Raw genomic sequence first — 12,308 nt, forward strand, 5'->3', positions numbered from 1 at the left:
TTGTGGGCTGTGGTGCCGCAGCACCCGATCGGCCAAGGCCGGAGATGGAGCCGGCCCGGTCGGTCCCTCTGACGGACGCGGATCGTGCCGTGACGAGCCGGGCCGAGGCGTTGCTCGTGCAGACCTGCATGAAGCGCAAGGGCCATCGGTACTGGGTGGCGGCGCCGCTCGACGAGGACGAGACCCGCAGTTTCGGCTACGTCATGGACGACGTGGCGTGGGCCCAGGCGCACGGCTACGGGAGCCGCATCAAGCAGAAGGTGCTCAGGGCCAAGAAGAGCGATCGGAACCTGTCCTACCGGGCGGGTCTCTCTACACGTGCGGCACGGACGTACGTCACCGATCTGGCGGGCGGTCCCGGCTCGGAGGTCATGGCGGTGCGGCTGCCGGCCGGCGGGCAGATCCGGCTCGCCACGGGCGGGTGCGAGGGGGAGGCCGTGCGCAAGCTGTACGGAGACCAGGAGCAGTGGTTCCGGGCCGACAAGATCGCCACCAACCTGACGCCTCTGTACGTACCGGATCTCGTCGCCGATCAACGCTTCAAGACGGCGCAGAGCCGCTGGGCCGCCTGCATGCGCGCCGCAGGACACCCCTATCGGACGCCCGCCGACATCCGCTCCGCGCTGCCCGAGGTCACCTCCGGCCGCAGCGCCGCACAGGCGTACCGGATGGAGGTGCGCCTGGCTGTCGCCGAAGCGACCTGCGCGCGGCGGACCGGGTTCGGCGACACCCTCCGAGCCCTCGAGGAGGAGCACAGCGCTCCGGTGCGTGAGCGCTACCGCGCGGAGATCGCGAAGCGAGACCAGTTGGAACGCGCCGCGCTGCGTCGCGCCGAACAAATCCTGAACCACTGAAACGCCGAGGACACGAGGAGCACACCGGAATGAGCAAGAAGACTCGAGCGCTTGCGGCTGTGGGGCTGACCGCCCTGTTCACCGTCATGATTCCCGCCACGACGGTGCAGGCCGCACCCGCGAGCGCCAACTGCGACAACGAGTACTGGCAGTACGCGGGGGACGGCAACGTCCACATCTACTACGAGGCCGACTGCCGCAGCCTGAACGTCAAGTACGGCGACGGAGACGACTTCAACTGGAGCGACGGACTGGGCCACTTCGCATGGTCCGACAACGACGCGGTCAGCTCTGTGATGAATACGGGCACGTACTCCGGCGGCTGGGACGTGGTGAAGTTCTACGTCGACGCCAACTACAGCGAGGCACAGGGGTACAGCTGCCTGAAGCGCAGCGAGATCTACGTGGACGACCTCAGCCGCAACACCAGCACCACTGGGCACACGATGAACAACTCGATCAGTTCCCACAAGTGGGTGACGCAGAGCGCCTGCGCGAAGTTCATGAGCTGACGCAGGCAGCCGGAGGGGCCCGGCCCTCGACCGGGCCCCTCCGGCGGGAGACGCTGCGCTTCAGGCACTTGCGCGGCCTCGAGGACGGCGACCTGCACGCCGAACCCGCCGCACACATCGTCCCGTTCGCCCGCAAGGCCTGGACCGACCTTCCACACCCCGACGACGGAGCCGTCCGCTTCGGCCACAACCACTACCTGAAGATCTGGGCCCTCACCCAACCGAAGATCGACACTGGCTTCCTCCCGCTGGACGAGGCCCAGGACACGAACCCGGTCGTGGAGCACGTCTTCCTCAGCCAGCGCAGCCACGCTCAGTTGGTCATGGTCGGCGACTCCGCTCAGGCCATCTACCAGTGGCGCGGGGCCAAAGACGTCATGACCGACTTCGACGGCATCCAGCTCGTCCTGTCGCAGTCATTCCACTTCGGCCCTCGGCTCGCCGACGCGGCCAACCGCTGGCCGGCCATCGCCGATGCCCCGATCCGCCTCACCGGCAACACCACGGTTCCCGCCGAACGCGGCCCCGTCGCCCGGCCCGACGCGATGCTGTGCCGCACCAACGGCGGCGCCACGATCCAGGTCATGGACCTGATGGTCGACGGATACCGGGTAGCCGGGGGAGGGGACAGCCTGCGTGCTCTGGCCCTGGCGGCCCGTAACCTCGGGGAGGCCGCCGTACCACTCATCCGGAACTGCTTTTGTTCCCTTCCTGGAGCGAACTGCAGGACTACGCTGCCCACGACCCAGCCGGCCGTGACCTGCAGCCGCTGGTCGACCGTGTCGACACCCACGGCCCTGACGCCATTCTCGCCGCTGCTGCGCAACTCGCCATCGAGGAGCAGGCCGAGGTGACCGTCGCCACCGCTCACAAGGCAAAAGGACGTGAATGGGCGTGGGCGAAAATCGCTGACGACTTCACCCCGCCCAAAGACAGCGATCAGCACGACGATGCGGGTCGTGCTCTGCCCGGCCCGATCGACGACGCCGACGCCCGCCTCGCCTACATCGCGGTCACCCGCACTCGCCGCCATCTCGACATGGGCGGCTCGTCCTGGATTCAGGAGCATCCGGACGGGTGCCCCTTTCCGGTTTCGCACAACGAGCTGCGGAAGCTGGCGGGTCCAGACGGCGGAGCACTTCCCGTAGGCGTCGGCTTGTAGGCGACCGTCGGCGGAGGCTGGCCCTGACGTTGTTCAGCGGCCCCACCATGTTGGCTTCAGTCGGCCCCAGTTCGTGAAGATCGGCCCCGCCGTGGACGACTTGACATGGCCCCCATCCGCGACGCGTTGTTCAGCGGTGGGGGCAACTGGAACCGGTCCGTACCGCTGCCGTCAGAGGTGGTACCGCGGCAAGAGGCCACGACGGGGCCTCTGCTAGACGTCACAGCCAGGCGGCGGTGGAACGATGGGATGACCCTCAGTACGGTGATTGTCGCTGCGCTTGTCTGGGCAGTCGTCGACTACGGTCGCCGGACCGCTGGAATGAAGGGGGCGATGGATGCGGGTCGACCAACTGTGGCGGTATCCGGTGAAGTCGGTGGGTGGTGAGCGACTGACCGCGACCACGGTCGGTGTGCTCGGAATCGAGGGTGACCGGGGCATCGCCATCCACGACGAGCGGGAAGAGGTCACGTGGGCCGGTGCTGTTCCGGCGCTCATGCGATTGCGGGCGGTCACCCTCGGGCCGGGCGTGGCCGAGCTGGTCCTGCCGGACGGCCGGCGGTTCCGCTCCGATGCGCCTGACGCTGCCAGTCGGCTCAGTGGGGCTGTACAGGCCAAGGTCACGCTGGTCGAGCACCGGCCGCACCGGCGTGACGCCGCGCTGCATGTATTGACGACGACGGCGCTGCGCAGCCTCGGCTCGACGCTGCCGGACAGTGTGATGGACGTCAGCCGGTTCCGGCCCAACCTGGTGCTCGACGATGTGCCCGGCGACCACGCGACCGGGTACCCCGAGCACGATTGGATCGGCCGCCGGATGGTCATCGGCACGCTGCGGTTGCGCTTCACCGAGGGGTGCGACCGCTGCGTGATGATTACCAAGGAGACTCCGACAGTTCCGCATGACCGCGCCGTGCTGCGCTGGGTCGCCCGCGAGCTCGGCAACACCCTCGGCGTGTACGCGGCGGTCGAGGAACCCGGCCATGTCCGTATCGGGGACAAGGCCCGCTGGCTCGACTGAATGCCATCGGCTGTGAACGTCGTTGTTTAAGGGCTGTTCCGCAAAGATCTTGGATCCGAGCTGAGCTGAAGCGCGATAGGTGTCACAAAGGCAGGCTTGTTGTCACCGAGGTCGGCGGCCCCTCTCCCTTTATGGAGAGTCTTGACCGCTGACCCCGGAGTCGTGTCCCCCGGCGGGCCGATGTGGTCGGCGTTCCGGAAGCCGTGTGATCGCGGCGCTCACTGCCAGCCCGAGCGTGACGCCGACAGCGGAGCCAACGCTCTGCGCCCAGGCATCGTCGAGGGAGCCGGGCAGGACGGCTCTTGTGAGCGGGCCGGCAGCCGCCAGGACTGTTAGCGCGGCCAGTGTGGCCGTCCAGCGGTACCGCACCCCGTCGATGATGTCGCCATAAAAGAGGAGCAGCAGTGCCATGCCGAACTTGGCGTCCCAGCCGATCGCGGTGAGCCCGGCCCCGAAGGCAAGCGCGAACAGCCAGAGCCCCACCAGTTGCCGGGCGAACGTGGGCGGCTGCCGTCTTGCACCACGCGGGGGCCAGAAGAACCGTGTGATGAGCTGGACAATCGCGTACTTCTGCATGACTCGCATCTCGATCCCCCGGGGTAGCCGACTTCTGCCGGCGCTCAGTAGTAGGACACACAGGAGCAGGACGCGGTTGTGGTGAAGTGTTGCCGCATGTCGTCTCGGGGAGCCAGAGGCTGTCGATCTCCGCTTCTGGTGACAGGAGGGCTGCCGAATGAGTATGTGTGACAAGCCGCGTGCCTTGCTTGTGACAACCGGGCCGCTTCTACCGGTCCTGTACACCGGATCTTTTGCCTCCCCTGGTGACAACTTCCGTCCTTCGGCTCACGTGTACGGAGCAACCTGAAGAGCTGGCGAGGTGCTCAGCCGGTGGTTCGTGAGGTGTCCAGGGAACTGGTGAAGTCGGCGAGCGTGTGGAAGTCGTTCTCTCGTAGGCCGATCCGCGGGTTGACGTGGTGCAGGAGCCCGGGCCCTTGATGGTGGGCGGTCACGTACGTCTGATCCAGCTCACTCTGCTCGTCGTCCACCCAGGCGAAAGGACGGCCGCCTGCGTAGTCCACCAGCGGCACGGTCTTCCAGTGGACTCCATCGGGGCGTTCTTGGAGTAGGACGTCGCCGAAGTCGACGAAGGGAAGTTCCGGAAGGCCGAGGACCGGTGCGATCCACCGGTTGGCGTCGTCCATCCATGTGGTGGCCCAGCACAGCTCGAAGCCGAGCTGGAGCAGGCTTCGTCCGTGCTCTGGGTTGAGCCAGACACGTAGGGGGCGTCGTCGGGACGATATGCCCCTGTCGTCCTCATGGGTGCCGATCCGGGGAACTCTGAGTGTGGTGTAGCCGTCGGGACGCCTCTCCGGCTGGGCTGCGTAGGGGTTGAGCGGCCCGTCCACGTCGAGAAACAGCAGTGGTCGGTTCACGGATTCCCCCGGTTTTGCTCACTGTGGACTGCCCCGATCAGCGTAGCTATGGGAGAGTCCCGGCATGGGGCCAGCCTGATTGATGATCATGATGTGGCGAGTGTGATCACGGCATCGGAGCCGTTCTGGATAGCCCCGTTCACAGGGCTGAGCCCGCGTCGCTTCGGCAAACTGCTGACCACGTTGCGGCGCGATGGAGCAGATGTGGTCCACCGAGGCCGGCCGTGGAGTCTGCCCCTCGAGGACCGGGTGTTGCTGGTCACCGCCTACTGGCGCACCAATCTGACGTTGCGACAGCTCGCTCCGCTGTTCGGCGTCTCGAAGTCCACGGCCGGCCGAGTCATCAATCACCTTGGGCCCCTGCTCGCACTCCGGCCCCGCAAGCGGTTCGCCAAGGACACCGGTCCTATCGTGGACGGCACCCTGGTCCCCACCCGCGAACACCAGGTCGCCGAGCAGTCCAGGAACTACCGGTACCCCGAACGGCATGGACGCGCAGTTCGACCCCGGCAGCGGTTTCACGCGTGCTGCGCTCTACCTCATGTGGATCTACAAGTACGGCCGCTACGACCCCGCATCGATCCGCACGGAGGCGAAGAACCTCACCGCGACCCTCAAGGATCGCTTCTCCGCGCATCCCACGAGCGCGAACCCCCAGGTGAAGGCGCTGCTCGCCGAATTGTGGAACGCTTAGCAGAGGTCAGTACCTCTACAACCCCTCGGCTCCTTGTAAGTCATGTCCCTGAACGGGCATTGCCTTACATGCCTGAATGCTGATCGGGACCCGTGATAGCCATCTGTTCGTCAGAGATTCGTACGGCGAGTGGCTGCGTAGGTGAGATCGGAGAGCGCTTGTCGGCGGTTTCGGAGAGCGGTCCGGGTCTCTAGCCATCTGGAATGTTACTGAGAACTGGCAGCAGGCAGTTGCGTCGGAACCTGGGTGACGTCAAGCAAATGTTGACCGTAGGCTCGCGGCGAAAGGCAGGTGCGGTGGACATCACGGTGCAGTGGGTCAAGACGTCGTGGACGAAGCAGTCTCGGGGTGGGGAGGCCGCTGCCCGCAGGAACGCGGCACCGGTCGGCTTTTCGTTGCCTCAGGTGCCCTCGGGGTTTGCCCACTTCGTCCAGATGCCCGAGCGTGATGGTTTCGAGCCGCGTTCGAGTCAGAAGGACCTTCGTCAGATCGGTGTCAGCCTGCGGGACGAAGGTGATCGGCTCCGAGTGCTCGCTCGTGTGGAGCCGCTCTTCGGGTTGCCGCCTCGGCCGCGCAGGCCGTCGGCAATTCGACTGCTTCCCGGGCAGTGGGTTCGCTGGCAGTTGAACTACCGGTTCACCAGCGCCCTGGGAATCCGAGGTTGGTCGTACTGGCTCGACACGTTCAACATCGCTTACGGCCTCGTCGACCGCGATGTCTTCCTGTCGGAGCCGACCGTGATCGTCGATGAGTGCGGGCCCGTTCGATAGAGCGGGCGGACTGCGCTCAGACGGCTGCTCGTTCCGCTTGGGCGCGGGTGGTGTCAAACGCTCTCGGAGGCCCAGCACGAAGGACTCGTTCGAGCCCTGAGCCGATCCGCATCCGCTCTCTGCCCGACCGCAGCCGCCACTACCTGCAGAACCCGCAGAACCCCGGCTTCGAAGAGCAGGTCGTGGAGGGAGGCATGCCGAAGAAATCTCAATTGCGGTCAGGTGTTACGGGACAACTCCACCCACGGGTCCTCGCCTGCCCGAACGCAGCCTTGTGCAACACGCTTTGGCCAGTCTCGGCACCTGTCTTAAAGAGTGTTTTGTCCTGGGGATGTTGTTTGGTGGCTCTTTGGGTGTCAGGTTGATTCAAGGGTGCCGGGGCCAGGGATATCTCGTGTGTCAGGTGATGCCGTTGACGACATGTGCAGGCCCTTTTCGGCCCGTTCGCTCCTGTCTGATCCCAAGGCGCCCCTGCTGAACCCCTTTTGCGCCCTGCTGATGCGAGGGTCCCGACGGTAGTACCGAAACATGACGCGACAGCGCCCGTATCCCAGCGATCTGTCCGATGCCCGCTGGGAGTTGGTTGAGCCCGCCCTGACTGCCTGGCGGGCCGAGCGCAGGGGAAAGGGCCTGGATATCGGGCGCCCACCCCAGCATGACCTGCGCCGGATTATGGACGCCATCCTGTATGTCGACCGGACCGGGATCCCTTGGCGCTACCTGCCGCACGACTTCGCACCGTGGGAGACCGTCTACGGGTACTTCGCCGCGTGGCAGAAGGACGGTGTCTTCCACCAACTCAACGGCATCCTTCGCCAGTTGGTACGCCAGGCCGAAGGCCGGAACGCCGAGCCGAGCGCCTGCGTGCTCGATGCCCAGAGCGTCAAGACCTCCGCGAACGTGCCGGCTTCTGGGCAGGGAATCGACGCAGGGAAGAAGATCGCAGGCCGCAAGCGTCACCTCGGCGTCGACACTCTCGGCCTGCTCCTCGCCGTCTGGGTCACCGCTGCCAGCGTCTCCGACAACGTCGGCGGCATCCACCTGCTGTCCCGGATCGCCACCTCAAACCCACAGGTCAGAAAGGCCTGGACGGACACCGGGTACCGCACCAAAGCCATCGATCACGGCGCACGTCTCGGTATCGACGTCGAAGCCGTCCACCGGGATCCGACCGCGAAGGGATTCAAGGTGATCCCGCGGCGCTGGGTCGTCGAGCGGACCTTCGGCTGGCTGATGCACCATCGCCGACTCGCCCGCGACTACGAGACCCATCCCCACCGCTCCGAAGCCATGATCCGCATTGCGATGATCGACCTCATAAGCAGACGGCTGACCCGCGAATCCACCCTGAACTGGCGCGATGCCTGACTTGGAACCAAACAACATCCCCAGGACAAAACACTCTTTTAGAAGTCTCCCGGTGGAGTACACCCGGCTCAGATTCGAAGGGACACCCATCGAGTTGGGTGCTTGATGGCTTCTGTAACCTGCTGCCAGCTGTGTGTCGGGGGGAGTCGGCGTGGTGAACATCCTGTCCGTGGCCATCGGGGCTGGTTTCGGCCTCATAGGGGCTGTGTTCGGGGCTTGGTTCACTGCGCGCCGGCAGGACCGCATGTGGCTGCGCGAACAGAAGCTGAAAGCCGGGGTCGGCTTCAACACCGCCGTGGTCCAGCTCATCGACTACCTCCGGGAAACACGGCTGAGTGACGACGGTGCCGGGGCCAACGAACTGGTGAGCCGGATGCAGGAAGCCCGGTCAGCCCTCTACCTGCTGTGCGCAGACGACACCGTCGATCTCGCCGACACTCTTGTGCGTCGGGTCTGGAGCTCCCGGCCCAGCGAGGGCAGGGACGATCGCAGGGCCGAGCACAGGGAAGCGGAGGATCTGCTACGCCGCTTCACCCATCAGCTCCGGCAAGAGATCGCCAGGACGTAGTCTCAGCTGGTTCTTCGATGGGAGGATCGGTGCAGGCACAGCGGTTTGAGCCGGTGCTGGCCGAGGAGATGACGCTGTTCTTGAGGACGATCAGTCCCGTGCGGCTTCTCGGGAGTCGGGCCGGCCGCTCCGGCGAGAGGCCCGGCGGGTGATGCGTCTGGTCATGATGGTGATGGCGGCACAGGTGATCAGTGAGTGGGTGTTTTGAACCCATGGCTCTGTCTGGCTCCAGTTGACAAGATCAACCCATGAGTCAGCACTCGGTGTCCTTGGACAAGATCGCGTTTGATGACTGGCAGGCCATTCACTCGTGGGCCTGTCTCCCAGAGGCTTGTCGTTTCCAGCCTTGGGGACCAAATACTGAGGACCAGACACGCGATTTCGTGAAGGCGGCAGTCGAGGCTTGGTCGAGCACACCCCAGCAGAGGTTCGCCCATGTAGCGCGTTTCGGGGACGACGTTGTCGGTATGGGCGAGTTGCATGTCCGCAGTCACACGCAGCGCCAGGGCGAGATCTCCTACGTTGTGCATCCTCGGGTATGGGGGCAAGGCATCGGCACAGGAATCGGGCGCCGGCTTCTCTCACGCGGCTTCGGCCAGTTGGGGCTTCATCGAATCTTCGCCACCTGTGACCCGCGGAATCTCGGCTCCGCCCGAGTGCTTGCCAAGCTCGGTATGACGTACGAGGGGCGCCTTCGACACACGGCATGGATACGGGACGGCTGGCGGGACTCCTTGACGTTCAGCATTCTCGAAGAGGAATGGCGTGCTGAAGACTCGGAGTGATGCCGGTCCGGCGCCATCAGCATCAGCCCTTGTCCGTCTGCAGATCGTTGGCGTGAGTGGTTTCGAGGCGGTGTGCAAGGTGGAGCAGATCTGCCAGGTGCAGCACCCGTCCGTCGAAGCCTGGGAGGGGGACATGGAGCGGCTGGGTCCAGTGGGCGGGGATTGAGTCCAGCCCGTAGTACGCCCCCGCGAGGCCTCCGGTCACCGCGGCGACGGTGTCTGTGTCACCGCCGAGGTCGATCGCCGCGCGTATCGCTTCTTCGAAGCTGGTGGTGCGCAGGGCTCAGATGGCGGTGCCCGGGCAGGGCCGGACGGCACCGTTGAACTCGGTCGCCTGATCGGGGTGCCAGTCGAGTGCGAGGGCGGTGGCGTAGCGGTCGCGGTGGTCGGGGTGGACGAGAGTCAGGATGTCCGGGAGTGCGGTGAGGGGGTCGGTGTCCTCGAAGGTGATGCGGATGAGTTCGTGGAAGATCGGGGTGCCTTCCCAGGCCGCGCGGTCGCCGTGGGTGAGGGCGGCGATGCGGCGGGCCGCGTTCATGGTGGTTTGTTGGTCGGCGTCCGCGAAGTGGACCGCGGAGGTCGATGCCCGCATCAAGGAGCCGTTTCCCGCTGCTCGTTGGTTGACCTGGAAATGGATGGCGGCGGCGGGGTCCCAGGGCATGCCGTTGGTCAGGACGTCTTCGGTCTGCAGGCCGATGTCCTTCGGTTCTGATGCCGCCCACCGCTGGAAGCGGGTGAAGAGTCCGGCAGATCCAGTCCGCCCTGCTCCAGCAGCGACTCCGCGACCGGTACGGCCATCTGCGTGTCGTCGGTCGCCTCGCCGGGGTCCCAGCCACCGCCTCCGCACATCTCGCCACCGGCACCAGGCGCGGGGAACCGCGCGGAGAACGCTCCCTGGGGACCGAACTCGAAGGGGCCACCCAGCGCGTCACCCACCGCTGAACCGACGACAGCGCCGGCGGCCCGCTGAATCCGCTTCATTCGGGCAGGCGATCTGTGCCGCGCCGACGGCCGCACTGCCGCATTTCCTTCTTCGGATCCTCGAACCATCGGTGGCGAACGCGTCGCGTCCAGCCGCCCTGCGCCAGGGCGGCATCACCATGCCGGTGGTCAGCGAGTTCGGGCGAGGTGTTCGATCCGGATATGCAGGTGCTCAATGTGGTGCTCGGACTCTGGCTTCATCAGCACGCTCCGGAGGATCCGGGCGCCGTCGGTGTCTGCGGTGATCTGAGGGTGGCGGGCGGTGAACGCCTCGTGGTCGGCCCTGAGGGTGCTCAGGAAGATCGGGTCGGGGCTGGTCATGCCGTCGGTGAGGATGCGGGCGGAGGCTGCGTCGATGCCGGTCAGGGCGGCCGGCTCGACGGCGGGGAAGTAGCTGACGATGTCGAGTTCGGGCTGCTGGTAGAGCTCCAAGTACTGGGACGCGTCGATGAGGTCCGCCCACTTCAGCGCCGCGCGCCGGCCGGCCGCCAGGATCTGGCCGAGTCCATCCGGTGTGGGCGGAAGGAGTTGGAATGTGAGCCAGAGGGCGGCGGCGGAGGCGCCGGCGCGTGAGCACTCCAGGCTGATCTCGCCGAGGTGGAGTTCGGCGGAGGTGAAGTAGGTGTAGGGCGAGTCGTGGAGGTAGAAGCGGCCGACCTCGGGGTCGCGGAAGAGGACCGCGCCGCAGCCGTAGGGCTGGAGGCCGTGCTTGTGGGGGTCGACCACGACCGAATCGCATCGTGCGATGGCCCGCCAGGGCTCCGCCGGCAGCGCCTCGGGGCCGTCGGCGCCGGCGAGGAGAGTGAAGAAGCCGCCGTAGGCCGCGTCGACATGAACGCGGACACCGTGCCGCTCGGCGAGGGGAAGAACCTCGTGGACAGGGTCGACCGCGCCAAGCCCGGTGGTGCCGGTGGTGACAACGACGGTGCCCACCTCCCCGGTGCGCAGGGTGTCCTCCAGGGCGTCGAGGTCCATGCGGCCGTGGTCGTCGGTGGGTACCGGGTGGCCCTTCAGTCCCAGGACGTGGCACATGCGGCCGTGGGTGTAGTGGGCGTCCTCGCTGTAGGCGACGCCCCGGCCCGGGTGGAGTTCGCGGGCGACGAAGAGGGCTTCGAGGTTGGCGATCGTGCCGCTGGTGGTGAGGTGGCCTAGGTGGGTGTCGTAGCCGAACATCGAGGCGAGCTGGGCGACGGCCTCGCGTTCCATCGCCGCGGTGGCGGGACCGCCGTCCAGGGCGTGGTTGTTGGGGTTGATCAGCATCGCGGTGACGTAGCCGACCACGGCGGCAGGGTGCGGGGGCTTGAGCATCTGGCCCGCGTAATGCGGGTGGAAGAAGGGGTAGTTGTCCTTCAGTCGTCCCGCGAGCTCCCCGAAGGCGGCGGCGAAGCGGTCGTCGTCCACCAGGAGGGAAGGGTGGGCCTGGTAGGGGCCGAAGGTGTCGGCCCAGTCCTGTATCGCGTGGGTGGCTCGGCCGAGCCAGTGGTGCAGATCCACTGCTCTCCCTCTCTCGGGTGACACGGATGGCCACCATACGATTTCGTTGACTACTCAGCAATTGATTGCTCAGAGATTGAGATGGCAGTAGGTGAGATTGCAGTAAAGTCACGGTGATGGACGCCACGCATCGACAGGACGACGAAGCCGCCGCCCGCGCGGCCAACAGCCGGGTCGTGCGCGACTTCGGGCTGCTGATCAAATCCGCCACCCGCCTGGAACAGCGGATCGACGCCGACCTCCGGCGGGAGTGCGGGATCAGCCACACCATGCTGGAAGTTCTCATCCGGCTCTGCCGAAAGCCCGGCGACAAGGTCTCCCAGCGACAACTGGCCGACGACCTCACCCTCACCAGCAGCGGCACCACCCGCCTGATCGACCGCATGGAGGAGGCCGGCCTGGTCCGCCGCGCACCGTCTCCCGGGGATCGGAGGGTGGCCCTGGTGGAACCGACCGCCGAAGGCCGCACGGCATTCCTGCGCGGCGCGGCCGTCCATGCTCGTGTGGTGGAGGAGTTCTTCGTCAAGCCGCTGGCGGCCGACGACTACGCCCGGCTGACCAGTGCGCTGAGCGAAATCGACAAGGCATTGCGCGACGACACCGGGTGACGGAGCCCTTGATCACGGCCCGCACGAGAACATGCCAACGCCGGAACCGGCCAGCGCC

At 66.3% G+C, this 12,308-nt stretch carries 12 protein-coding genes and 3 pseudogenes; 11 read left to right on the forward strand and 4 right to left on the reverse strand.

The annotated features are described in order from the left end of the window. Window positions 1-89 precede the first annotated feature (89 nt). From JEQ17_RS47290 to JEQ17_RS47300, 4 genes and pseudogenes are all read left to right on the forward strand, one after another. Window positions 90-854, forward strand: a complete 765-nt coding sequence (locus JEQ17_RS47290; protein ID WP_200401112.1) for a hypothetical protein — start codon at window positions 90-92, stop codon at window positions 852-854. 29 nt (window positions 855-883) lie between these two features. Continuing rightward, complete coding sequence (locus JEQ17_RS50335; RefSeq protein ID WP_234048653.1) at window positions 884-1,366, forward strand: hypothetical protein; 483 nt, start codon at window positions 884-886, stop codon at window positions 1,364-1,366. A 68-nt stretch (window positions 1,367-1,434) separates the two neighbouring features. Then, a pseudogene (locus JEQ17_RS47295) lies at window positions 1,435-2,528 on the forward strand (UvrD-helicase domain-containing protein); the annotation flags it as partial. A 337-nt stretch (window positions 2,529-2,865) separates the two neighbouring features. After that, window positions 2,866-3,549: an MOSC domain-containing protein gene (locus tag JEQ17_RS47300; RefSeq protein WP_200401113.1), complete on the forward strand. Its 684-nt coding sequence runs from the start codon at window positions 2,866-2,868 to the stop codon at window positions 3,547-3,549. 129 nt (window positions 3,550-3,678) lie between these two features. On the opposite strand, the gene JEQ17_RS47305 is transcribed toward JEQ17_RS47300, so the two are convergent. Together JEQ17_RS47305 and JEQ17_RS47310 are read right to left on the reverse strand one after the other, a co-directional pair. Beyond that, window positions 3,679-4,125 carry a hypothetical protein gene (locus JEQ17_RS47305; RefSeq protein WP_234048654.1) on the reverse strand — a complete coding sequence of 149 codons (447 nt, stop codon included), beginning with the start codon at window positions 4,123-4,125 and terminating at the stop codon, window positions 3,679-3,681. Window positions 4,126-4,430: 305 nt separating this feature from the next. Beyond that, window positions 4,431-4,982: a hypothetical protein gene (locus JEQ17_RS47310; protein WP_200401114.1), complete on the reverse strand. Its 552-nt coding sequence runs from the start codon at window positions 4,980-4,982 to the stop codon at window positions 4,431-4,433. Between the two features lie 93 nt (window positions 4,983-5,075). Here JEQ17_RS47310 and JEQ17_RS47315 point away from each other — a divergent pair. From JEQ17_RS47315 to JEQ17_RS47340, 6 genes and pseudogenes are all read left to right on the forward strand, one after another. Next, a pseudogene (locus JEQ17_RS47315) lies at window positions 5,076-5,471 on the forward strand (helix-turn-helix domain-containing protein); the annotation flags it as partial. Beyond that, window positions 5,470-5,676, forward strand: coding sequence for a hypothetical protein (locus JEQ17_RS47320; protein ID WP_200402126.1), 207 nt, complete (start codon window positions 5,470-5,472; stop codon window positions 5,674-5,676). The pseudogene JEQ17_RS47315 and the gene JEQ17_RS47320, both read left to right, overlap by 2 nt. A gap of 296 nt (window positions 5,677-5,972) precedes the next feature. After that, a complete protein-coding gene (locus JEQ17_RS47325) occupies window positions 5,973-6,446 on the forward strand; it encodes a hypothetical protein (RefSeq protein WP_200401115.1) in 474 nt (157 codons plus the stop codon). Window positions 6,447-6,974: 528 nt separating this feature from the next. Next, window positions 6,975-7,814, forward strand: a complete 840-nt coding sequence (locus JEQ17_RS47330; protein ID WP_200401116.1) for an IS5 family transposase — start codon at window positions 6,975-6,977, stop codon at window positions 7,812-7,814. 151 nt (window positions 7,815-7,965) lie between these two features. After that, window positions 7,966-8,382, forward strand: a complete 417-nt coding sequence (locus JEQ17_RS47335; RefSeq protein WP_200401117.1) for a hypothetical protein — start codon at window positions 7,966-7,968, stop codon at window positions 8,380-8,382. A gap of 248 nt (window positions 8,383-8,630) precedes the next feature. Further along, window positions 8,631-9,167, forward strand: coding sequence for a GNAT family N-acetyltransferase (locus JEQ17_RS47340; RefSeq protein WP_200401118.1), 537 nt, complete (start codon window positions 8,631-8,633; stop codon window positions 9,165-9,167). A 22-nt stretch (window positions 9,168-9,189) separates the two neighbouring features. Here JEQ17_RS47340 and JEQ17_RS47345 read toward each other — a convergent pair. Beyond that, window positions 9,190-10,148: pseudogene (locus JEQ17_RS47345) on the reverse strand (ADP-ribosylglycohydrolase family protein). A 129-nt stretch (window positions 10,149-10,277) separates the two neighbouring features. Next, window positions 10,278-11,642: a pyridoxal phosphate-dependent decarboxylase family protein gene (locus JEQ17_RS47350; protein ID WP_200401119.1), complete on the reverse strand. Its 1,365-nt coding sequence runs from the start codon at window positions 11,640-11,642 to the stop codon at window positions 10,278-10,280. 116 nt (window positions 11,643-11,758) lie between these two features. On the opposite strand from JEQ17_RS47350, the gene JEQ17_RS47355 reads away from it, so the two are divergent. Continuing rightward, window positions 11,759-12,250: a MarR family winged helix-turn-helix transcriptional regulator gene (locus JEQ17_RS47355; RefSeq protein ID WP_200401120.1), complete on the forward strand. Its 492-nt coding sequence runs from the start codon at window positions 11,759-11,761 to the stop codon at window positions 12,248-12,250. Window positions 12,251-12,308: the final 58 nt, after the last annotated feature.

This window comes from Streptomyces liliifuscus, from assembly GCF_016598615.1.
GTDB classification, from domain to species: domain Bacteria; phylum Actinomycetota; class Actinomycetes; order Streptomycetales; family Streptomycetaceae; genus Streptomyces; species Streptomyces liliifuscus.